The sequence below is a fragment of the Erysipelotrichaceae bacterium 66202529 genome, assembly GCA_017161075.1.
Taxonomy (GTDB): Bacteria; Bacillota_I; Bacilli_A; order Erysipelotrichales; family Erysipelotrichaceae; genus Clostridium_AQ.
In genome coordinates, this window is sequence record CP046174.1 from 535159 (window position 1) to 559486 (window position 24328).

Here is a 24328-nt window from a genome sequence, read left to right on the forward strand (position 1 = left end):
AATAGCGGGAGAAGGGAGGCTTTGCGCACGTCGCGTGCAGGATTTGTATTTGTAATTATGTGTAAAATAATGTAAAATAAAAGGCGAGCTGGAAGGAGTAGTTAAAGTTATGGCTAACGAATTTAAGAATAAAAATGAGTTCAAAGAGGAGTTTCAAAGAAGAATTATTGAGCGCTACGGCCGTTCATTTGAACAGGCCCACATCACTGAAAAATATATGATCCTGGGAGAAATGGTTCGTGATTATGCAAGCATTCACTGGAATGCCAGTAAGAATGTGGTCGCTGAAAAGCAGGAAAAGCAGATGTACTATTTTTCCATGGAATTTCTTATGGGGAGATTGCTTACAAATAATCTGATGAATCTGGGTATCTACGATATCGCAAAAGATGGTCTGGCAGAGCTTGGTCTTGATATCAATGAGTTGGAGGATTTGGAAAGCGATGCAGGCTTAGGTAACGGCGGTCTAGGACGTCTTGCGGCATGCTTCCTGGATTCTCTTGCCAGTCTGAATCTGGCGGGGCATGGAAACTGTATCCGTTATGAATATGGTCTGTTCAAACAGAAAATCGTAAACAACGAACAGGTGGAGGTACCTGACCAGTGGCTGTCCTTAGGCAATGTCTGGGAAGTGCGGAAACCGAAACATGCTGTCAACGTCAACTTTGGCGGACACGTAGACATGTGGATGGGAGAAGACGGGAAAGCAATCGTGAATCATGTACCTTCCCTAATTGTACGAGCTGTGCCTTATGATATGCCAATCGTCGGACAGAACACCAATTTGACCAATACACTGCGACTGTGGAGTGCAGAGGTTGCGGATGATGCCTGTGATGCAAGCAGTCTGAATGAATATGTAAATGAGGTACGTGAAATCTGCCGCAATGTTTATCCGGATGATTCCACTGAGCATGGTAAGATTTTGCGTCTGAAGCAGCAGTATTTCTTCGTTGCTGCAGGGCTGAATAATATTATTGAATCCCATATGTCCACCTATCACACACTGGACAACTTTGCAGAAAAGGTTGCGATTCAGTTGAATGATACCCATCCGGTATTGTGTATTCCGGAGCTTATGCGTATTCTGATGGATGATTACAAGTATGACTGGGATCAGGCATGGAATATCACGAAAAACACAATGGCATATACAAACCATACAGTATTGAGCGAAGCTCTGGAAAAATGGCCGATACAGTATGTAAAAGATCTGCTGCCACGTGTGTTCATGATTATTGAAGAAATCGACCGGCACTTTAAATATGAAGTAAGCCACGATATGGGTAGATCCGATTTGATGAACGAGTGCTGTGTTTTGAAGGACGGACAGGTGCATATGGCAAATCTTGCTATCATCGGTTCTCACAGCGTGAACGGTGTAGCTGCACTGCACACAAAGATTTTAAAAGAGGATGTTATGAAAAATTTCAACGACATCTATCCAAATAAGTTCAATAACAAGACAAACGGTATTACACACAGAAGATGGCTGTTATATTCCAATCCTCAGCTGAGCAGGCTGCTGGAAAAGACTATTGGCCCGGATTTCAAAACAAATCCGGAACGTCTGCAGGATCTGATGAAGTATGTGGATGATAAAGATCTGCAAAAGGAATTTATGGATGTAAAGATGGAGCGTAAAAAAATCCTAGCGGCTTATATCAAGGAAACACTGCATATTGATGTGGATGTCAATTCCATCTTTGATGTACAGGCAAAGCGTCTGCATGCATACAAGCGTCAGCTCTTAAATGTCATGAACATCATTGACCTGTATTTTCGCATGAAGCAGGACCCATCCTTCCGCATTTATCCAAGAACCTTTATCTTTGCGGCGAAGGCAGCGCCAAGCTATACGTTCGCTAAAGAGGTTATCAAGCTGATTCACTGTGTGGCAGATAAGATCAACAATGATTCTGATGTATCTCCATATATGAAGGTTGTCTTTATTCCAAATTACGGTGTAAGCATTGCGGAAATCCTGATGAATGCAGCCGATGTATCAGAACAAATTTCCACAGCAGGAAAAGAAGCAAGCGGTACCGGAAATATGAAATTCATGATGAACGGGGCAATCACCCTGGGAACCATGGATGGTGCCAATGTGGAAATCGTTGAGAAGGTCGGATATGACCATGCGGAGATTTTTGGTCTCCGTGCGGATGATGTTGCGCTTGTCAAGCATGAAAATACGTATGACGTATGGCGAAAATACAACGATAACCCGAACATTCAGAAGGTGGTAAACAGCTTCGTGGATTCTACGTTCTCCAACGATCCAAAGGATTTTAAACAGATTTACAATGAACTGATGTTCAAGAATGATGAATATCTGCTGCTGGCTGATTTTGAAGCATATTCCCATGCACAGAAAAATATCGAGGAACGCTATCGCAATAAGGAAGCGTGGGCAAAAACCTGCCTGATCAATATTGCGCAGTCAGGATATTTCTCAAGTGATCGTACAATTAAGCAGTATGCAGAGGAAATCTGGAATATTGAACCTGTTCAAATGTAATAAACTGTAAGGACTGATAAAAACAGTCCTTTTTCTATTGGTGAAAAGGAAAACCACCAGTTCCACTTAATTTAGTCAACAAGTGGTTCTGATTGCAATAAAATAAAAGACCTGTTTAAGAAAACAGGTGCGGCTTCATGATTTCTGATATATTATATCTTTTATCAGGGCTTCTATGAAAATCCTGTACCCCCTGTGACTATGCCATACGTCTTGTGAGCCGTTAAGCACAGTATGCAAATATGAGATAGGAAAAATTCACATATGCAGAATAACAGTGAATATCACACATATACATAAGCAGCGAAACCATCCCGCATTATAAATATAACGATGAAGCATCGACTAGATCCGGCAGTTTACCATAAAGTGAGTAAATCATGATTTATTTTGTGTTCAGTGAAAAGCTAGTTCCTAAAACGGTGATAATCAGTACATGATCATCCTACAGAATCTGATAGTATACGCAGGTATGCATGAAAATACAAACATGGGTTGAAATATTTCTGTTTCACTTATACAATGAGAAAAGGAAATGAGGGATAATATGAAGGAACAGCTACAGCAGTATCTTCAGGAGCATCTGGAGGAATACAAATATCTGGTAAATGATTTATATGAACATCCGGAAATAGGAAACCAGGAGTTTCGTTCAATGGCAGTCCTGTGTAAGCACCTGCGCAGAGAAGGCTTTGAGGTTACGGAGGAGTATGTGGTACCGACAGGCTTTCTGGCAGTGTGGAGCAGTGGAAAACCTGGCCCTGTCATAGCGTATATGTGCGAATATGATGCACTGCCGGAGGTAGGACATGGCTGTGGACATAATCTGATCGCAGGAATGTCTATCGGAGCGGGCTGTGCTTTGAAAAGCATTCTGTCAGAAATTGGCGGAGAGGTGCGGATCATAGGAACACCGGCAGAAGAAAATTTCGGTGGAAAGGTATCGATGGCAGCCGCACATGTATTTGATGATGTGGATGCGGCATTGATGCTGCACCCGGATACGAAGAACTCACTGGGTGGAAGAACGTTGGCAATATATCCGCTCCGCTTTGAATTTTTTGGTCAGAATGCCCACGCCTGCACACCGCAAAATGGAAAAAGTGCACTGGATGCAGCGGTTATGAGTTACATGTCTATCAATTTACTGCGTCAGTTTGCAGAACCCAACACATTCATTCATGGTGTTATTGCACATGGCGGGGAAGCAGCCAATGTCATACCGGCATATGCAAGTCTGGAGTACTATTTCCGTGGAGAAACAATGGAGTATGTAAAAGAGCTGTGTGAAAAAGCAAAGCAATGCGTGGAGGGAGCCTGTACCATGTGCGGGTGTACCAGCCGTATTACCACCTATGAATGCCCTTATGATGATTGTGTCATCAACTATACACTCGCTGATATGCTGAAGGATGAATTTCATGAGCTTGGCTATGATTGGGAAGGGGTTGATGAAACGCCGCAGGGAAGCAGTGATGTTGGAAGTGTAAGCTATTGCTGCCCGACGCTGCAGGGGTATATCAAAATAGCAGACAGCAGTGTAAACGGACATTCCCGTGAGCTTGCTGCCGCGACGATTTCACCACAGGGAACACAGGCATTACTGGATGGTGCTCTCGCACTTGCTGATATCGGCAGACGCCTGATTACAGAGCCGGAAACCTTACAAAAGGCATGGCAGGAAATGGATAAACTTAGGAAATGATAAAAACCGGCAGAGAGCTCTGCCGGTAATTTTATAGCCAGGATCAGGATATGCTATGAGTATATGCAGGCAGCAGTGAAAAAGAAGTATATACTGCATCTGAAAAATGTAACGTAAGCTATGAAAAAAAATATACCTGACTGACCATTGCTACACATAAGAAACCAGTTTTGCATACTGTTTTCTATCCATGCCTTATAATATTGCCATTTACATAGCTATGGAGCTGACGTAGTGCTTTTCGTTCCTTATGATATCGATAAGGATGAGGCCGCCTTTACGCTCCATAGACAAATCACGCGGTTTTCTGCATGTCATCCTTACTATACTATATTGATGCACGGTAATGATTACTTGCATGATTCATTACCTGTTTTCCCCTTTCTGGTGATAAACCTGGAAAACTCTGGTATAATAATAAATGGTGATAAGTATGCGACAGGAGAAATACTACGAGGCGTATCTGGATGATTACGATAAGGTGATCGTGTTTATGTCCAGGAATAGCTATGAGGGAGTCAGTAATAAATTCTATTTGAAGGATGATCAGGGACATTTGTTTGATCTTCACATTCAGTCTATAGAAACTACACAGAATAACTACAATAAATATACATTAGCCTTATATGAACCAATTGAAATCGGTGTTGAATACCAGGTTATGCACCAGCATGCCCGTGGTGTTGTGCTGGAATACAGCGGGATTGTCAAGACGGAGCGTTTTGATGAGCAGTTTTTTTATGACGGCAATGATCTGGGATACACATATGACAGGGATCAGACCGCTTTTGCCTTATGGGCACCGACAGCGAGCAGAGTCAAGCTGGAAATCTGTAAAAATAACCGTCTGTACACCTATGAAATGAAGCGTACGGAAAAAGGCGTATTCCGGTATACGATACTGGAAAACCTGGAAAATGCCACCTATGTATATCTGGTACGCGTTAATGGAGTCTGGCGGGAAAGTCTGGATCCGTATGGAACGGCGTCTATAGAAAATTCACGCAGAAGCGCAGTTGTTGATCTGGATAAAATCAGGGTACGGGATGTTCCGCTGCCTAAAATGAACAGTGCCTGCGATGCGATTATTTATGAAATGAGCGTACGTGATTTTACCATGCAGAAAGGCATCGGCATCACCATGCCTGGAAAATTCCGCGGGTTTGCGGAAGAAAATGAAACAACCAAACAGATGTGCACAGGATTTTCCTATCTGAAAACCTTGGGAGTAACACATGTGCAACTCATGCCAGTCACAGATTTCGGTTCAGTTGACGAAAATTATCCGCTGATGCATTACAATTGGGGCTATGATCCGGTGCAATACCGGGTATTGGAGGGCAGCTTCTGTACAGAGCCAGCTAACCCATACGGGCGGATGTTCGGCATGACAAAGCTGGTGGAGGACTGCCATAAGCAGGGAATGCGTGTAAATCTGGATGTTGTCTTTAATCATGTATATGACAAAGAAAACCATGCATTTGAGAATACTGTGCCAAACTATTACTTTCAGATGAATGAGAATGGAGATTTTTCAAATGGAACCTATTGCGGAAATGATGTGGATTCCAGCAGGAAAATGTGCCACAAATATATTGTTGATGCCTGTACCTTTCTGGTGCGTACCTACCATATTGACGGCTTCCGCTTTGATCTGATGGGAATACTGGATGTTGCTACGATCAATGCGGTATATGAAGCGTGTACAGCTTTGAATCCGGATTTCATGGTATATGGCGAGGGCTGGGATATGCCGAGCTTTTTGGATTCCAACAAACGTGCCAGCATATCCAACAACGCACAGATGCCGTATATCGGACATTTTTCCGACCGCTTTCGAGATGTTGTCAAGGGACGTACGAATACCAATGAGGTCAATGTCAAGGGATACTGTACAGGCGCTGTTTATCTGATTGATATCATGAAGAACTGTCTGAGTGGAAGCTGTACGAATATCGGTATGGAGCCGATGTTTATGCATCCAAGAAATGCAGTCAATTATGTGGAGTGTCATGATAATATGACCTCCTGGGACAAGCTCAAGGAATGCTGTAAGGAAGACAGCAAGGAGGTACGGATTCAGCGTGCCAAAATGCTGATGGCAGCGGTACTGCTTGCACAGGGAATCCCGTTTATTCACTCTGGACAGGAATTTGCACGCAGTAAACACGGTCTTCCCAATACCTATGAAGAAAGCGATGAAATCAATAAGCTGGATTATATGCGCAGAAACCAGTATCAGGAAATCGTAAATATTACTAAGGACTTGATTCGTATCCGGAAAGAGCATGCCGTTTTGCGGTATTGTATGAAGGAGGATGTGGAGCAGCATGTTTCCTTTGCGGATATCGCACAGAAGGTACTGCTGTATAAAATCCGGGATGAGCACGATGATATGGTGATTATTTTCAATCCGACAGGAGAGCATTTCTCATATGAATTTGAGGAAGCATATCCCCTGATTTATTATAATGGGGCATCAGAGGATATTCTGATAAAAAAGGTCAATATAGAACCCTACAGTACGATTATCTTCAGCCGTAATGATTTTCTGAAGCCTGAGGGAACAGTATTCTAAGACAAACTCTGATATTCTCGTTTGACAATCAAAATAAACTTGGTATAATGAAACAGGATATTTTTACACAGCGGTGTGAAAATATAAGGAAACCCCTCATTCGCGAGGGAACACGAATACGGAAAAGGGGCGAGTCTATGAAAATCGCAGTAGTAACCGACAGCGGCAGTGGTCTGACGAAACAGCAGGCCGACGAATTAGGAATTTTTTATCTTCCTTTACAGATTATCATACAGGATAAGATGTTTCTGGATGGAGAGAATATAACAGTAGAGGAAATTTATGAATATTTAAGAAACGGTGAAATGCCGACAACCTCCATGCCTCCCATGGGGCTGGTGGAGGAATTGTTTACACAGCTAAAAGAGGAAGGCTATGAGGCCGTAATCGCAGTACCACTTAGCGGAGGATTATCCTCAACCTCAAGCATCATGCAGGCAGTAGCAAAGGAGCATGATGTGAAGCTGCATATTATTGAATCCTATACAACCTGCAATATCCAGCGGTATCTGGCAGAAAGTGCCATAAAGCTGGTACATCAGGGGCTTGATTTGGATACGGTCTGTGAGCGGTTAAACGCCAGTGCGGCAGACAGCGGAACCTTGATTATACCGGATGATTTACAGCATCTGAAACGCGGAGGCCGTCTGACACCATTAGCGGCAGCTCTGGGTGGCTTGTTGAAAATCAAACCGATTCTTCGACTGGATCGTGAAAGTGAAGGGAAAGTGGACGTATTTGATAAAGTGCGGACAATGAGCAAAGCACAGTCCAAGGCGATTTCCACCTTCCAGGAGCATGGATTAACTACGGAATATACACTTACCGTCCTTCATAGCGGAGCACCCCAGGAGGGTGAAAAGCTGAAAGCCATGATGGAAGAGGCCTTCCCGGGTCTTGATCTGTACTATGGTCTGATCGGAGCCGTTATCAGCGCACATACGGGTGTAGGGTGTCTGGGAATACAGTATATCCGCAAGGTAGAAATGTAAAAGGTGCCGCCGTGCACCTTTTGTCTATCATGGATGAATGTAACACAACATAGGTAGAACTGTTTTTTTCGACGGTAAAATAAGGTATAATAAGAGTAACAGGAGGCTGAATCATATGAAAATAGCATTTGTGACAGATAGTGGGACTGGCAAATCGGTAGGGGAGCTTGCGAAGGATGGAATCTACAGCGTACCTCTGCAGGTAAGCTGTGACAACAAGAATTATCAGGATTTGGAGGAATTGGGCATTGATGAAATCTATGCTTTGATGAGAGAGGGAAAGATGCTTTCCACATCTCTGCCTTCACTTGGGAAAATAGAGGAGCTGTTTCAAAATCTGAAGCAGCAGGGATATGAAATGATTTTTGCTGTGCCGATCTGCAGCGGCCTGAGCGGTACCATCAATGCGATGGAGATGATCGCAAGGCAGCTGGGTATAGTCTTTGATTATGTAGACTGCCATGTAACTGCTGTTGTACAGGAGTATATGATTAAACTGGCAAAGCAGCTGCATGAAGCAGGGAAGAGTATAGAACAAATCAAGGAGGTGCTGACACGGATCATTCACACCACCAATACGATTCTTCTGCCAAATGACCTGCAGCATCTGAAACGCGGGGGACGGCTGACACCGCTTGCGGCAACTCTGGGAGGCTTACTGAAAATCAAACCGATTTTGAAAATCAATGAGGAGACCAGTGGTAAAATCGACGTGCTGGACAAGGTACGTACGATGCACAAGGCAATGGACCGCGTTATCGAAATCATGAAAAATGAGCATGTGGATGATTCCTATCTGATCACGGTGGCTCATGCGGATGATGAAAGTGAAGCCGAAGTTTATATGGATAAGCTGAAGCAGGCATTTCCTAATGCAACGCATCAGATTATTAAGCTTGTCAGTGTTGTAGGTGTTCATACCGGACGCGGATGCCAGGCTGTACAGTATTTTAAACAGATCAAGGAATAACGAAACGGTATTTTCAACAAGGATAAGGTATGCAGTCTGTGATGCTGATTCCAGACAGACAAATAGCGGCATGAAAAATGTTGAAACCATTTAACTCTTAACGAAATGCAATCGTAAAAAGCAGATTGCCATGCTTCTTACCCATAAACGGATACAAATATCCATAACGAAAAGAAGAAGGAAATCTCCATAATTTTAGTAAATAGGAGCTTCCTTCTTCTTTATATTTTTATATGATGCAATCGTACATGCTGCAATTTCTATTCCTGTATAAGCATTTTAAAATCTGCCTGCTTTTTCATTTAACATAATAGGGCTTGATACAGAATAATGAAGCATTCTGCTTCTTTATCTTCCGTGATGATGCCCCTTTTGCATTTGCTGTCCATGGCAGCCTTCCGGAACAGCGGAAGGATCATAGCGTTCCAATAAAGCATAGAGCTGCTTCATGCTCAGCTTTTGCAGGTCTTCCACATTCTTCGTATCATCAAACGTCAGAATTTCGTCAATCACACGATATTTTCCTCCTGACATGTGGTGCTGCTGTGCTTCATGATGTGTTTCCTCATCCAGGTGCGCGCAATGAAACTGATTTTGCGGCAGGGACTGCTCCAGATACCGGTTGATATCCTGTTCCAAGGCGAATGCCGTATCGCTGTTTTTAGAATAGACACTGACCTCCAGAAACCCTTTTTTCATATATGCAGAAAACTGTTCATTTTCCAGCAGCATCCCCAGCGCATCATTGAGCTGCTCACCCTTTAAATGCAGCTGCTGAAGCAGTTGATCTGCATCCTTGTTGTAGGCTGTCACTTCGATTACCCTCTGCTGTTCATCGAGCTTCCATTCCATGCTGGGATTGATATCCAGTGTTACATAGCTGTACGCTGCCAAAGCAGGAGAAGGCTTTACTGAAGGATTGGATTTCACCATATTCCAGGGCTGAAGAATCATAACCAGAAGGCAGGTAACACAGACTGTCAGAGCCGTCACGATACCGGTTCTTTTTCTTCTGTTTCTTTGCTTTATGACATTTTGAAGTGTTTTTTGTTTGATTTCTTCACTGGCATGAATGCCGTCAAATTCATCGAAAATCATCAAGCTCACCTCCCAGTATTTCCCGCAGTGCTTCTTTGCCCCTTTTCAGCCAAGTATGTATTGTATTCTCTTTTTTTCCTTTGATTTCAGATATTTCCCGTACCTTATAGCCTTCATAATAAAACAGATACAGGACATCCCGGTAATGTGGAGGGAGCTGGTTTAACGCATCCAGCAAATAAGCAGAAGTAGTAAGGGTACTGCCACAGGCTTCCACATCAGTCTGTAAATCTACATGTTTATGGAACCATCCGCGAAATCTCTCCCTGCATGCATTCATCGTTACCTTTAACAGCCATGCCTTCTCATGCTCGCGGTCACGAAACGGAGCACTTTGTGCATATTTCAGAAAGACTGTCTGAAATACATCCTCTGCATCTGCTCGCTGCTTCATATGCAGAACACAAATTTTCTGCACCATATCCGCATACAGCTCTATGGCATTTTGTATTTCCTCTTCACTTTTCATACCGTTATCATCCCTCTATGCCTCCATTATACAGGAAATCCTGTATATTTGTGTAGTCCTACCTTCCGTGATGCCCGTTTCCGTGGTGCATACCCTGTCCGCCTTCACCGCCATGGTGATAGCCCTGTCTGCTGTTATTGCAATCTTCACCAAATGAATGATTCCCATTGCAATTTTCATTGTGCTGATGTGTGCCATCACAATTCTCATGGTAAGGGCAGCCAGGGACTGCTGGGCTCGTTGTATCTGTGCGCTGTACCGGTGTTGATGTAGGTAGCTCTGTGGCTGCCTGATTGGAAACAGCTGTATTTGTATTCACAGCTGTACCTGACTGTGCTGCAGTCTTAGCATAGGAAGCTGAAGCCGCTGCCTTTTGCTTCTGTGTAGCCTCTGCCTGCCGCTTTTCAGCAGCAGCTTTCGCCGCCTGCTGTTCCTGCAATGTGCGTATGCACTCATGTGCTGTATGATGCATGCCGGAGTGATTACCTCCGCAAACATAAGCTGTATCCTGTGCATGAATCTGTGTTCCGACACCTGCGGCAATTCCTGCCATCAACAGTGCGGTTACTATGGTTTTCTTTTTCATATATTCATTTCCTCCTGGTTGTTTACACCTATAACATGCAGCATACCTAAAAAAACTTTCAAAAGATTTTATTTTTTTCAAATTTTTTAGATCTGCTGTCAATTCAGGCTTATGGGCTTCTCAAACAATACCAGTAAAAAGAATACCGGATATAGCAGTAAGCGCACATATGCTTGTTTCATTGCAGCCTGCTTCCCTGCTGCTTTTGTATAGGAATTGGACTTTAAATATACAAAACGGCAGTAGAAACCGTGTCTAAAAAACGCTTAAAGCCACGCACTGCTTTACACCTTCTGCTGTTATTTATCGTGGATACTTTGTAAAAAAACTTTATGTTTTTCATGCATAGGAATGCCTGATAGTGAAATTCCTACAAAAAAGATGCGAAATCTTAGGCTTTTTCGGGAATACTAATGTATAATAATATGGTACGTTTGGAGGTAATGATTATGAATCATGACTATATAGACATTAAAGGCGCAAGAGAAAACAACCTGAAAAACATCGACATCCGTATTCCAAGAGATAAATTTGTCATCATGACCGGGGTTTCCGGTTCCGGCAAAACCTCTCTGGCATTTGATACGGTCTATGCAGAGGGACAGCGGCGGTATGTGGAATCGCTGAGTGCTTATGCACGCCAGTTTCTTGGCAACAGCGAAAAGCCGGATGTGGATTCCATTGAGGGACTTTCCCCGTCGATTTCCATCGATCAGAAAACAACCAGCAACAATCCCCGTTCCACTGTTGGAACAGTAACAGAGATATATGATTACTTACGACTTTTGTACGCGAGAATCGGTGTTCCTTACTGTCCGACGCACAACGAGCCCATCACATCCCAGACAATTAAGCAGATGGTGGACCGCATCATGGAAATTGAGGATAAAACCCGTTTAACCATCCTGTCTCCGGCCGTTCACGGGAAAAAGGGAACACACAAGGATTTGTTTGAACACCTTCGCAAGGAGGGCTATATCCGAGTCCGTGTAGATGGTGAGATGAAGCTTCTGGAAGATGTAGAGGCACTGGAAAAAAATAAAAAGCATAATATAGATGTTGTCGTGGATCGCATTGTCAAAGGAAATGACCGTTCTCGTCTGCATGATTCCCTGGAAACAGCCCTGAAGCTGAGTGATGGTCTGGCAGTTGTTACATATAATGAGGAGGAGATTCTGTTCTCCAGCAATTATTCCTGTAAATACTGCGGCTTTAATATACCGAAGCTGGAGCCGCGGCTGTTCTCCTTTAATGCCCCGTTTGGCGCATGTGATCATTGTAAGGGACTGGGAATTACACAAAAGGTGGATGTGGATTATCTGATTCCGGATCGCAGTAAGTCAATTCGTCAGGGCGGTATCATTTACTATAAGAATATTGTAGGAACAGAAAATCTGGAATGGCAGCGGTTTAAGGCGTTGCTTGACTATTATAAAATTGATATCGACAAACCAATTAAGGAATTGAAAAAGAGTGAGCTGGATATTTTACTGTACGGCTCCAAGGATTTAATTTCTTACCGTCTGGCAAGCCGCAGCGGCAATGTCATGAAGAAAACGGAATTTATCGAGGGTGTTTGTACCCTGATTGAGCGCCGGTATATGGAAACAAGCTCCACGATGTCCAGAGAATGGTATGCAACCTTCCTGGCAGAAGCTCCATGTCCGGTCTGTGGTGGACGCCGTTTGAATGAGCAGGCATTGAGTGTGCGTGTTGGTGGCATCAATATCTATGAATGGACAACCATGTCTGTCAAGCAGGCAATCGAATTTATGAAAACGCTGGAGCTGACACAGCAGCAGAAGGATATCGCCAAGCTAATTTTGAAGGAAATCAGTGATCGTTTGGGCTTCCTGAACAATGTCGGTCTGGGCTATCTGACGCTGGATCGTCTGGCAGGCTCCTTATCCGGTGGAGAAGCACAGCGAATTCGTCTGGCTACCCAGATTGGCTCCCGTTTAAGCGGTGTGCTCTATGTACTGGATGAGCCGAGTATCGGTCTGCATCAGCGCGATAATGACCGCCTGATCGACACATTAAAAAATATGCGTGATCTGGGAAATTCTTTGATTGTCGTAGAGCATGATGAGGATACGATGCGCGCCAGCGATTACGTCATTGATATCGGGCCGGGGGCAGGCATCCATGGCGGACATGTTGTGGCGGCCGGTACACCAGAGGAGGTCATGGCGAATGAAAATTCTCTGACTGGCCAGTATCTGAGCGGTAAACGAAAAATTGAAATCCCTGCAAAGCGGCGCAAGGGGAATGGAAAGAAGCTGGAAATTGTTGGAGCCAGTGAAAATAATCTGAAAAACGTCAATGTGAAAATACCTCTGGGAACCCTGACAGTGGTGACCGGCGTCAGCGGAAGCGGAAAATCCTCTCTTGTTAATGAGGTGCTGAGCAAGGGGGTTATGCATGCGCTGGGAAGAACAAGAATCCGTCCAGGAAAGCATAAAAGAATCAAGGGAATCGAGCATATTGATAAGCTGATTGATATTTCCCAGGATCCGATCGGAAGGACGCCGCGAAGCAATCCGGCGACCTATACCGGCGTGTTTGACGATATCCGTGACCTGTATACACAGACACCGGAGGCAAAAATGCGCGGCTATGAAAAGGGACGCTTCTCTTTCAATGTGAAGGGCGGTCGCTGTGAAGCCTGTCAGGGAGATGGTATCCTGCGGATTTCCATGCATTTTTTACCGGATGTTTATGTGCCATGTGAGGAATGCGGTGGAAAGCGATACAATGAGGAAACCTTGCAGGTCACCTATAAAGGAAAGAATATTTATGATGTTCTGGAAATGAGTGTAGAGGAAGCGATTGACTTTTTCTCCAATATGCATAAAATTAAACATAAGCTGCAGACGCTGAAGGATGTCGGACTGGGCTACATTAAGCTGGGACAGAGTGCAACCTCCTTATCCGGCGGTGAGGCACAGCGTGTCAAGCTGGCAAGCGAGCTGCAGAGAAAAGCTACCGGAAAAACGCTGTTTATCCTGGATGAGCCGACAACCGGTCTGCATACCCATGATGTGAAAAAGCTGCTGGAGGTATTGCAGCGAATCGTGGAAAACGGAGATACCGTTATCGTGATTGAGCATAATCTGGATGTTATCAAAAGTGCGGATTATATCATTGATATCGGGCCGGAAGGCGGAGATGAGGGCGGAACGATCATTGCGAGCGGAACACCGGAACAAATCGTCAAGGTGGAAAACAGCTATACCGGTCAGTATCTGAAAAAGGTACTGGAGAAAGGATAAAGCATATGGAAGAACAGAATACCGTTAAGGTCAGAACGCTCGTCGAGAATTTTGACTTTATACAGATAACCGGTAATGATGCTTCTTTGGAGCGTCCTATCGTCATAGCGGATACCAACCGCCCCGGTCTGGAGCTGGCCGGCTATTTTGAAAATTCCCAGCAAAAGCGTCTGGTAATCCTCGGTGATAAGGAAATCGCCTATATCTCGACCATGAGTGTCCAGAAGCAGCGCAAATCCTTTGATTTTATCACAAATGACCAAACGCCGGCAATCATCATTACCAAGGGACATAAATGCCCGGATGTATTAAAGCGTTATGGAAAACGGAAAAACTTCCCCATCTTTTTATCAAGCTCACCTACCTATCGTCTGATTGTCGATATCGTCGCATTTCTGGATGAGCAGCTGGCCACCAGTATGTGCATTCACGGCGGCTTGCTTTCTATATATGGAAAAGGCGTGCTGATTCGCGGTGAGAGCGGTATGGGAAAGAGTGAGATCGCACTGGAGCTGATCAAACGCGGCCATCTTCTTGTCGCGGATGACCGTGTGGACTGTTATCGTATTCATAATAAAATCGTCGGTAAGGCACCGGAGCTGTTAAGGGAGATGCTGGAAATACGGGGAATCGGCGTGATTAACGTATCCCGTATGTTTGGTGTAAGCTCTGTATTGCCGAAAGCAGAAATCAACTTTCAGGTCAACCTGGAGCCGTGGAAAGCGGATCAGGACTATGACCGTGTTGGTATTGAAGAAAAGAAGCATGAAAATATTCTGGGCATCGATATACCGAAAATCGTTGTACCGGTACGTGAAGGCCGTTCCATGGCAGTCATTATTGAATCTGCGGTGACAAATTATATGTTATCCGTTATGGGGATGGACAGTGCCAAGGAATTTGAGCAGCGTGTCCTGGACTATATTGAAAAGAACAAGAATGAACAATAGGAGGCCTTTATGAACTTTTTTCCCGATTTTAAAACTGTTTTAACGATTGGCTCCCTGCAGGTCACATGGTATGCCGTGCTGATTCTGTCGGGTGCCTTTCTGGCATATTTTCTGTCCCTTCGTCAATTCAAAAAATGGGGCTATAAGGAAGAGGTATTTGAAAATTTCTTTCTAATGATGCTGCCGATTGCCATCATCGGTGCTCGTCTGTATTATGTTGCCTTTGAATGGAATACTTTGTATGCGGCAGACCCGATCCGTATCTTCTATATATGGGAGGGCGGTCTGGCAATTCATGGCGGTGTGATTGCAGGAACGATTTTCGGATGGTTTTATTTCCATCATTATCAGTATAACGGTTTACGGCTTTTGGATGTGATATTTCCAAATATGATGCTTGCCCAAGCAATCGGCCGCTGGGGGAATTTTATGAATCAGGAAGCCTATGGCGGTGTAGTAAATGCCAGCTTCTATGATCATTTTCCATCCTTTATCCGTGATCATATGTATATCGATGGTGCGTTCCGTCAGCCTACCTTTTTATATGAAAGTGTCGGTAACCTGATCGGCTTCTTTCTGATTACGGTTGTCTATAAGAAATACGGCAGAAAAAAGCGCGGAGATTTGGCTTTTGCCTATCTGGCTTGGTATGGTATGATCCGTTTCTTTATCGAAGGAATGCGTACGGATTCGCTCATGCTGGGCGGTTTACGTATTGCACAGCTGGTATCCCTGCTGGGTGTTTTGATCGGTATCCTTGGCATTCTCGGCGTGTGGGACAGGCTGTTTAAAAATATCTATCCGTTTAAAAAGCATAAACCGGCGGTTATTTTTGATTTGGACGGTACACTGGTGGATACAAAGGAGCTGATTTACAAATCCTTTGAGCATACCTTTGCACAATATAAGCCAGGCTATGTATTAAGCGAGGAGGAAAAGCAGTCCTTTCTCGGGCCAACGCTGAAGCAGTCCTTCTCCCGCTATTTCGATGCATCCCAGGTGGATGAGGTCATCGCCTGTTACCGTGAATACAACCACACCCATCATGATGAATTTGTTAAGCCGATCCCCCATGTTGCGGAAACATTGGAGTATTTAAAGGCTGAGGGGTATCCGCTTGCTGTCATGTCCAATAAGCTGCAGGATATCGTCCGCATGGGTCTGAAGCAGTATCAGCTGGAACAGTATTTTGAGGTAATTCTCGGCGGTGAGGATGTACAGCGTCCAAAGCCGGATCCGATTGGTATTCTGACAGCCTGTGAGCAGCTGCATGTTCCCCATGATGATGTGATTTATGTAGGGGATGCGCCTACGGATATTGAGGCATGTAAGAATATGGGAGCCTTTTCGGTAGCTTTTGTTTATGAAGACAGTAGAGCACAAGAGATGCGTTTACAGAAGCCTTGTGCTATCATTAAGGACATGAACGAACTGATTACGATCATAAAGGAGGATCACGAATGGAGCGACGTTACGATTTAATTATCATCGGTGCCGGACCTGCCGGCATGAGTGCAGCAATCTATGGAAGCAGAGCCGGGCTGAAAACGGCAATGCTGGAAATGGGTGCGCCTGGCGGTAAGCTGATCAAGACTGCAGAAATCAGTAATTGGCCGGGAATCATTGAAACAAATGGTGCCAAGCTTGCAAGTGATATGTTTGAGCACTCCACATCCTTTGGGGCGGAATATCTGTATGGCAATGTTATCCGTGTAGAGGATGGAGAATATAAAAAAATCATCTGTGAGGATGGTACGGAATATGAAGCAAGGGCGATTATTGTGGCTACTGGTACACAGGAACGTATGATGAATATCCCGGGCGAACTGGAAAATGTCGGACGCGGAGTATCTTATTGTGCGGTATGTGACGGCGCTTTCTTCCGCGACCAGGAGGTTGTGGTTATCGGCGGAGGTAACTCTGCACTGGAGGAAGCAAATTATCTGACACAGTTTGCCAGCAAGGTGAATATCATAATACGACGGGATGTATTCCGTGCCGACAGCATCGTACAAAATGCCATCAAGGACAATCCAAAAATCACAGTAGTGACAAAGCATGTCCCTGTACGCGTCGTGGATGACGGTATGCGGGTAACCGGTCTAGTCGTACGCAATGTGGATACGGATGTGGAAACAGAAATCAAAACACACGGTATTTTTCCGTACATCGGTCTGGATCCGGCTACCTCTTTTCTGGAAGGGCTTGGTATTCTGGATGAGCGCGGTTATATGGTTGTTGATGAGAACTGTGAAACAAAGGCAAAGGGCATCTATGGTGCCGGTGATGTGATTGCGAAGAAGCTGCGTCAGGTTGTTACGGCAACCAATGACGGAGCGATAGCGGCACAGCATGCATTCCATGAGATAAAGGGGATCTGATGAAGAATGGCAAAATACGTTTGCGATATTTGTAACTGGGAATATGATGAGGAAGTCGGGATACCGGATAAAGGTATTGCTCCGGGAACTAAATGGGAAGAACTGGCAGAGGATTTCAAGTGTCCTCTATGCGGGGCACCAAAGGATATGTTTACACAGTTATAAAGGAATGCGTATAAAAAAGCAGGATTCTGAAAGGCGATTTGTCCTTATAGAATCCTGCTTTTCTTTTATGATACATTCAAATAAAAGTTTATAAAGTAAGCCGATGTAAGCAGTGAATAGTTCTGACTCTTTTATAAAATTTGTACGCTGTCCTTTTCAATCAGCTGCGGCTTTAAACAGATATCCTGCTTTGGATGCTCTGGTTCATTGATTTGTGCCAGCAGTTCATCACAGGCAGTTTTTGCCAGCAGTGCAACATCCTGATCCACACTGGTGATTTCTGTTCCTAATGTAAACCTGTTTAAGGTATTATCATAGCTTATGATGGATATGTCCTGTGGGATGCGTATAGAATGCTCCTGGAAATAGCGCATGACACCAAGCGTCATCATATCATTACAAATAAAAGCTGCAGTGACATCCATTTTCATCAGCTTTTCGGCACAGGCATAGCCTCCCTGAAACCGATAGTTTCCATCGAGAATATAATCCTCACGAACCTCAAGCTGAAACTGCTGCATAGCTTTGCGATAGCCTGCAACACGGCTCGCTCCAGTTTTGCTCGTTGAGGAAATTCCGATGCATGCAATTTTTTTGTGGCCGCTTTCAACAAGCTTTTGTATGGCCATATAAGCACCTGTTTCGTTATCAAAATAAACCTTACTGCAATGCAGGTCGGGATACTGACGGTCAATCATCACATAGGGAATGGAAAGGGAGGAAAGCTTTTGTCGTATTCTATCATCCTGAAAGGACTCATTACTTACGGTAATTCCCAGCCCATCGACTCCTCTGGATACGAGAAGATCAATCAGCATACTGTCATCCTCCACATGATCGTTAGAATTTACGATCATCAGTGCATATCCCAGCTCCCGTAAATACTCCTCCATCCGCTTGCATAATGCAGAGAAGAACAGGTTTTCAATATCCGGGATGATGAGGCCCAGGATATTGGATTTTCTGGTGACCAGACTTCTCGCGGTCTGATTGACCTTATAATTATACTGCTTCGCAATAGTGCAGATGGTTTCCCGTGTTGCCTGTGATACACGGCAGGGACGATTATTCAGTACCAGGGATACGGTGCTGGCACTGACTCCCGCTTTCTTTGCGATGTCCTTAATGGTCACTTTCATAAGTTCCTCCTGCTTTGTAATTTTTAAAAAGGTAATTACCCTTCCTGATAATTACCTTTATTTTATCATAATCCTGCAGGGATTGCTGATGATTTTACAGGAACATCATCATAGATAAGACAAACATGGTAATGACTCCGGCAATCATTGGGACGGAAGTACGCTTTACAATATCAAGCGGATTGGCTTTGATGGTACCTGCAACAATAACGACCACAGCAGCAACCGGAGATACTGCGCGCATCAGGTTTCCACATAGTCCCATAGGGATAGAAACAGCAATCGCTGAGATACCGGCAGCCTCAGCCAGTGGTACCATTAACGGAACCATAGCATAGAACAATGCAGTTCCACTTCCGCTCAGTAATACGATCAAGATGGTCAGACCCATTAAAATCAGCGGCAGTACAAAGCCCATTCCAGATCCCTGAACACCCAGCATAGCTGTCTGCAATGCATTGATTAAGCCGATGGAGTTTAGACCGAGAACAAAGACACTTGCAGCAACCAAAAGCGCAACGATTGGCATGGAATTTCCCATTCCCTTAAAGAAATCCTCAGTTTGCTTCAATACCTTGCCGGTATCTCTTGTACGGATTATTTCACATACGATGGCGATCAGGAAAGAAAGCAGAGAAGCGACCTCAACGCTGATATCCACATTACTTCCAGTAACACTGCGGATGATATAAACCACAATCAGCAGCAGAATCGGGAAGATTGGAAGAAGCGTATATACGAAACGATACAAGCCGCCCTCCGGTATTGCCTTTCCTTGTTCGATCTCTACCGTATCTGCAATCGCAGTGGTATTTTTCTTATCCATGAATTTCTGCCAGAAGAAATGTACAACAGCCATGACTATCAAAGTAGGTACGGAAATCATTGCGTGATATTGAATGACATAATCTGTTACACTCATACCTGCAAATGCCGGATATTTTGCCAGCTCTGTTGCTACAGCTACATTGTCACCGCCAAGAGGAGTCGGCATAACAGTGGCAGTTGTTGCAATGACTGCAGCAGCAGTCAGGGGAGACATACCGGCCTGACGCAGTACCGGATACAGTGTTGCTAACAGGATAATTGCCAGATTGGATGCACTTGGAATAACCAGTGACAATACATTACCGATAAGAAATACAAGCGGTACCAGAATGTAAACTGATTTGATTTTCTTAATCGGCTTTGTCAGGGTGTGAACAGTAACCTCGTTAGCTCCGATACTGGTCATATACGCAGAATAGCCTCCCAGAATCAGAATGATAAAGCCGGCTGCAGGCAAGGTGCTCTTGAACTGATCAATTACAGCCTTTAACGGATCCAGAACGGTAAGCCCGGTTGATTCAAATTCCTTAATAGCAATTGGATTTCCCATGGCGATTGCGATATACATTAAGACAAGGCCCATGGCAAACAGTGTGATTTTTATATCCATTTTTTTAATCAGCATAATGACAACGATAATAACTGCAATCAGTGCCGATCCATACATGATGATATCATTCATATGAGTTCTCTCCTTTTTTTCTCATTCTATCTGCATTTCGCAATGGCTTCTTTAAACCAGGTACGGAATGCATTCCCGTCGATATCCAGACATACAGTGGCATTCGGCGCTTTCCCTAAATAGCCTTTTAAATCCACCAGTGTACAGCCGGCTGTCATGGTACCGTACAACTCGACATCCAGATACGTCTCTACCGCTTCAAACAGCTCCGGCTTCAGCAGGTAAGCAATCGCTGTTGCATCGTACATCTTCAATCCGGTATGAAAGCTCCCTCCGCGGTATTTCTTGAACAGGCAGTAGGCCATTCCCCCGGTTTTGTTCATCGTGCGGATTTCTTCGCTGTCCTGAGGCAGAACGAGTGCCTTTAAACCAACATCCAGTCCGACCATTGTCAGCTTAACTCCACTGTGAAATACCATGTGTGCAGCTTCCGGGTCCAAGGCGATATTAAATTCCGCCATAACACCCTTATTTCCACGACTGGCACTGCCACCCATCAATACAATTTCCTGGATATTTTCTTTTACCTCAGGATATGTTTTTAAGAGCAGGGCGATGTTGGTCAGCGGTGCAATCGGAACCAGCGTAACCGGTTCTGTACTGCTCATGATGGCACTGCGCATGGCGTCTACCGCATTTTCCTTGAGTGGCTGCTGTATAGGCTCTTCAAAATCAAAGCCCTCCATACCGCTTTTTCCATGTACGCTTGCGGCATCCTCATATTCGCGAATAAGGGGACGATCTGCACCCATTGCGACAGGAACATCCTCGCGTTCAAAGTATTTCAATAGCCGCAATGCATTGTAGGTAACCTTGTCCAGGCCTACATTTCCTGCGACGGTTGTTATCAGCCGGACATCCAGCTCCTCTGAAAATAATGCGATGGCAATGGCCAGTGCGTCATCGATACCCGGATCGGTATCAATGATAATCGGACGTTTGTTCATTTCATTTTTCCTCCTTGAAGTACTGCTCTACTTCCTCTTTATATGGAATGGATGCCTGTGCACCAATGCGTGTTACGGTGAGTGCAGCAACTCGGGTCGCAAATTCCATTGCTTCCTTCATATCCATATCCCTTGACAGGCAGCTGCATAAGGCTCCGATGAAGGAATCTCCAGCTCCTGTAGTGTCCACTGTTTCGACCCTCTGTGCCGGTACAAACAGATACCGTCCGAAGGCATTACTCATACTGCCGTGTGTGCCTAGCGTGATGATGGCCGCAACACCTTTTGCTTCAAAGCTGTGCATCGCTTCCATGCAGGAATCCTCATCGCTTGGATAAATTCCTGTCAGTAACTCACATTCACTCTGATTCACGACAATCAGATCCAGATTCTCATATACATCGCTGTCCAGCACTCTGGCAGGTGCAGGATTCAATATCGTATACATTCCCTTTTCCTTCGCGTGCCTTACTGCTGATCTGACAAGGGAGTAATCATTTTCCAGCTGTGTCAGAAAAATATCATTACGCTGTGCCAGCTGATTTAACATGCTTACAAATGCTGCTTCCGACAGCGTATGGTTGGCACCGTTTCCGAGAATAATCCGGTTATCACCATGACTTCGGATTACCATAGCTACGCCGCTTGCCACCTGCTCGTCGCAAAAGACACCTTCTGTGTGAACTTTGTAGCTGTTTAATGCAGTTAAAAGCTGTTCACCAAATACATCCCTGCCGATATTGGCAATCATATGTGTTTCAGCACCCAGCTTAGCTGCCGCAACTGCCTGATTGCCGCCTTTCCCACCAGGATTCATAAAGAAATCAGATCCGTTGATGGTTTCACCGTTTTTTGGAAGATCGACACATTGAATGGTCAGATCCATGTTTAAACTACCTAATACAATTACTTTTTTCATTCTTTCACCTCACAGGGATTGTAAAATTTCACCATGCCCGGCCCCATTCCATCACATGGACGTTCCAGAAAGCCATGCTTTTTATAGAAGGGAACGCAGTTCGGTGTAGACATGAGACCGATGTAGGCACCCTCACAGGCTGTAGCTGCCAGATATTCGTGAAGCTTCTCCATCAGCAGATTGCCAATCCGGTTTTTCTGATATGCCGGATCAACAACCACATCCTTTATAAAAAATGCAATGCGTCCGTCTCCGACAATGCGGGCAATACCGATCGGCCGTTCCTCATCAAATACAACAATAGAATACAGGGAATTAGCGAGTGCGATTTCCACATCCTTCTTTTTGTATTCCTTGAAGTCTACTTTCCTACGAAGCTCAATATAGATGTCAGCGGTTAGCGCGTGATCCATACAGCGCAAGCTCATGTCCTTCACCTCTTTGATAAAACGTTTTACCACGTTTACGAGGGTATGATATCACAGAGTGAAAGCGGTGTCAATAGTTTAGATAAAACGTTTTACCTTAATGATGTGGTAAAATTAAACCGCTTACACCATGAAAACGAGAAAGCGCTTGCGATTCTTGCATAGTACCGGGAGCTTATCGCATAGAGGCGGGAAAGCATAGACCGCGGTAGTGCTGTATTTTTGAAGAACAGGAAATTTGCATACATTAAAGAATGAAGAAGGAGAACGGATGAATACAAATCCACAATCACATATTCAATATTTTAGAAGTAAACATAACCGTTATCAATCTCGGCTTGAAAGATTGATGTTAAGGAGAAGGTATACTAGGATGACTGTTAAATGAGTCATTTATAATATACCAAGATGATATTATGTAAAATTCAGAAGGAGCTGTGATTGATCCTTCGCTGAATAAATAAAGCTGGATACAGCAGCATGCTTGAACGTATATGATGAGTTTCCTGCTAACGAAAAGCAGTATGGAATGGCCGCTGAGTATTTCCACATACATGCAGAGGATAGATATATTCTATTGTAGTGATATGTCATAGCCGCCTGCAGTGGTAAACAGAATATAAGGCATCGATTCACATCCCTAAGAAAAGAGAAAATGTTGAAACAGCCTGCTATAGAAATGATCATTACTATACTGTATTTTTTCCCTGCTTTTGAGTGTATTGCACAGAAACCTGATTCGGCTGAGAATCATAACAGATAAGAGGCACTTTTTTAATTTTTGTTTAAAAACTGGCGTACACCTGTATGCTGTGGTAAACTTATGATATGAGGTGGTAGCAATGAACGAACAAAACGTAGTATTGATTACGGGAATGTCAGGTGCCGGGAAAACAACAGCCATGGGTATTCTGGAGGATATGGGATATCACTGTATCGACAATTTTCCTGTGCAGCTGCTGGAATCTCTGGGAAAAATCATAAACGCCAAGCCGGATCCGCGTTACAGCAATATTGCTCTGGCAACGACAGCGATTGATTATCCGAAATTTCTGCAGTATTTTGAAAATATCGATGTGAATGTACGCGTGGTTTTCCTGGATGCATCCAATGAAAAACTGCTGCTGCGCTATAAATTTACAAGACGCCATCATCCGATGATGATGTTTTCCAAGGCGAATACGCTGGAGGAAGCCATCGAGGTGGAGCGTGATATGTTTAATGCTTTGAATGAGCGCGCTGTGTTGCATATTGATACGACGATGATGGATCAGCACGGTCTGAAAAGTGTATTGATGGAAAAGCTGTCCCTGAACAGCAAACAGGTATTTTCCATATCCTTTGTATCCTTTGGCTTTAAGCACGGGGTGCCGATGGATGTTGATCTTGTTTTTGATGTCAGATTTCTTCCCAATCCATATTATATAGAGGAGCTGCGTGAACAAACAGGCGATGATGCACCGGTCTATGATTATGTCATGAGCTTTGAACAGACAACGGAATTTATCCGCCATCTCAAAAGCTTTCTGGATTATGTATTCATCCAGTATAAAAATGAAAAGAAAAATCATCTTACAGTAGGTATCGGCTGTACCGGCGGACATCATAGAAGCGTGTCTGTCACCAACTGGCTGTATTCCCACTATAAAGACCAGTATCATTGTTATAAATCACACAGAGATAAGAAAGTAGGCTGAC

General features: G+C 44.2%; 19 protein-coding genes. 11 read left to right on the forward strand and 8 right to left on the reverse strand.

Annotation, left to right across the window (positions count from 1 at the left end; all coding sequences use genetic code 11):
* The first annotated feature begins 109 nt into the window (after positions 1–109).
* From glgP to GKZ87_02450, 5 genes are all read left to right on the forward strand, one after another.
* Positions 110–2521, forward strand: a complete 2412-nt coding sequence (gene glgP, locus GKZ87_02430) for a glycogen/starch/alpha-glucan family phosphorylase (GenBank protein QSI24437.1) — start codon at positions 110–112, stop codon at positions 2519–2521.
* A gap of 547 nt (positions 2522–3068) precedes the next feature.
* Positions 3069–4226 (forward strand): amidohydrolase, encoded by a 1158-nt coding sequence (locus GKZ87_02435; protein QSI24438.1) that lies wholly within the window; start codon positions 3069–3071, stop codon positions 4224–4226.
* Between the two features lie 433 nt (positions 4227–4659).
* Positions 4660–6804 (forward strand): type I pullulanase, encoded by a 2145-nt coding sequence (gene pulA, locus GKZ87_02440; GenBank protein QSI24439.1) that lies wholly within the window; start codon positions 4660–4662, stop codon positions 6802–6804.
* A 137-nt stretch (positions 6805–6941) separates the two neighbouring features.
* The gene (locus GKZ87_02445; GenBank protein ID QSI24440.1) at positions 6942–7796 is read left to right on the forward strand and encodes a DegV family EDD domain-containing protein; all 855 of its coding nucleotides are present in this window, start codon (positions 6942–6944) and stop codon (positions 7794–7796) included.
* 115 nt (positions 7797–7911) lie between these two features.
* Positions 7912–8766 (forward strand): DegV family EDD domain-containing protein, encoded by an 855-nt coding sequence (locus tag GKZ87_02450; protein ID QSI24441.1) that lies wholly within the window; start codon positions 7912–7914, stop codon positions 8764–8766.
* 348 nt (positions 8767–9114) lie between these two features.
* On the opposite strand, the gene GKZ87_02455 is transcribed toward GKZ87_02450, so the two are convergent.
* From GKZ87_02455 to GKZ87_02465, 3 genes are read right to left on the reverse strand one after another with little or no spacing between them, the layout of a single operon-like run.
* Complete coding sequence (locus tag GKZ87_02455; GenBank protein ID QSI24442.1) at positions 9115–9864, reverse strand: hypothetical protein; 750 nt, start codon at positions 9862–9864, stop codon at positions 9115–9117.
* On the reverse strand, positions 9851–10333 hold the full coding sequence (locus GKZ87_02460; protein QSI24443.1) for a sigma-70 family RNA polymerase sigma factor: 483 nt from the start codon (positions 10331–10333) through the stop codon (positions 9851–9853). Before GKZ87_02460 ends, GKZ87_02455 begins: the two co-directional genes overlap by 14 nt.
* A 58-nt stretch (positions 10334–10391) precedes the next feature.
* Positions 10392–10919, reverse strand: a complete 528-nt coding sequence (locus GKZ87_02465) for a hypothetical protein (GenBank protein QSI24444.1) — start codon at positions 10917–10919, stop codon at positions 10392–10394.
* 449 nt (positions 10920–11368) lie between these two features.
* On the opposite strand from GKZ87_02465, the gene uvrA reads away from it, so the two are divergent.
* From uvrA to GKZ87_02490, 5 genes are read left to right on the forward strand one after another with little or no spacing between them, the layout of a single operon-like run.
* Entirely contained in the window at positions 11369–14191 is a 2823-nt protein-coding gene (gene uvrA, locus GKZ87_02470) for an excinuclease ABC subunit UvrA (protein ID QSI24445.1), read from the forward strand.
* Positions 14192–14196: 5 nt separating this feature from the next.
* Positions 14197–15141, forward strand: a complete 945-nt coding sequence (hprK, locus tag GKZ87_02475; protein ID QSI24446.1) for an HPr(Ser) kinase/phosphatase — start codon at positions 14197–14199, stop codon at positions 15139–15141.
* Between the two features lie 9 nt (positions 15142–15150).
* Complete coding sequence (locus tag GKZ87_02480; protein ID QSI24447.1) at positions 15151–16623, forward strand: prolipoprotein diacylglyceryl transferase; 1473 nt, start codon at positions 15151–15153, stop codon at positions 16621–16623.
* A complete protein-coding gene (trxB, locus tag GKZ87_02485) occupies positions 16602–17522 on the forward strand; it encodes a thioredoxin-disulfide reductase (GenBank protein QSI24448.1) in 921 nt (306 codons plus the stop codon). Before GKZ87_02480 ends, trxB begins: the two co-directional genes overlap by 22 nt.
* Positions 17523–17528: 6 nt before the next feature.
* Entirely contained in the window at positions 17529–17687 is a 159-nt protein-coding gene (locus GKZ87_02490; protein QSI24449.1) for a rubredoxin, read from the forward strand.
* Between the two features lie 131 nt (positions 17688–17818).
* Here the strand turns inward: GKZ87_02490 and GKZ87_02495 are convergent, their stop codons facing one another.
* From GKZ87_02495 to GKZ87_02515, 5 genes are all read right to left on the reverse strand, one after another.
* On the reverse strand, positions 17819–18826 hold the full coding sequence (locus GKZ87_02495; GenBank protein QSI24450.1) for a substrate-binding domain-containing protein: 1008 nt from the start codon (positions 18824–18826) through the stop codon (positions 17819–17821).
* 94 nt (positions 18827–18920) lie between these two features.
* Positions 18921–20336, reverse strand: coding sequence for a TRAP transporter large permease subunit (locus GKZ87_02500; protein QSI24451.1), 1416 nt, complete (start codon positions 20334–20336; stop codon positions 18921–18923).
* Positions 20337–20362: 26 nt separating this feature from the next.
* Positions 20363–21283, reverse strand: a complete 921-nt coding sequence (gene rihC, locus GKZ87_02505) for a ribonucleoside hydrolase RihC (GenBank protein ID QSI24452.1) — start codon at positions 21281–21283, stop codon at positions 20363–20365.
* Position 21284: 1 nt separating this feature from the next.
* On the reverse strand, positions 21285–22202 hold the full coding sequence (rbsK, locus tag GKZ87_02510; GenBank protein QSI24453.1) for a ribokinase: 918 nt from the start codon (positions 22200–22202) through the stop codon (positions 21285–21287).
* Positions 22199–22630, reverse strand: coding sequence for a GNAT family N-acetyltransferase (locus GKZ87_02515; GenBank protein ID QSI24454.1), 432 nt, complete (start codon positions 22628–22630; stop codon positions 22199–22201). Before GKZ87_02515 ends, rbsK begins: the two co-directional genes overlap by 4 nt.
* 842 nt (positions 22631–23472) lie before the next feature.
* Between GKZ87_02515 and rapZ the strand changes: the two genes are divergently transcribed.
* Complete coding sequence (rapZ, locus tag GKZ87_02520) at positions 23473–24327, forward strand: RNase adapter RapZ (GenBank protein ID QSI24455.1); 855 nt, start codon at positions 23473–23475, stop codon at positions 24325–24327.
* The last annotated feature ends 1 nt before the right edge of the window (position 24328 follow it).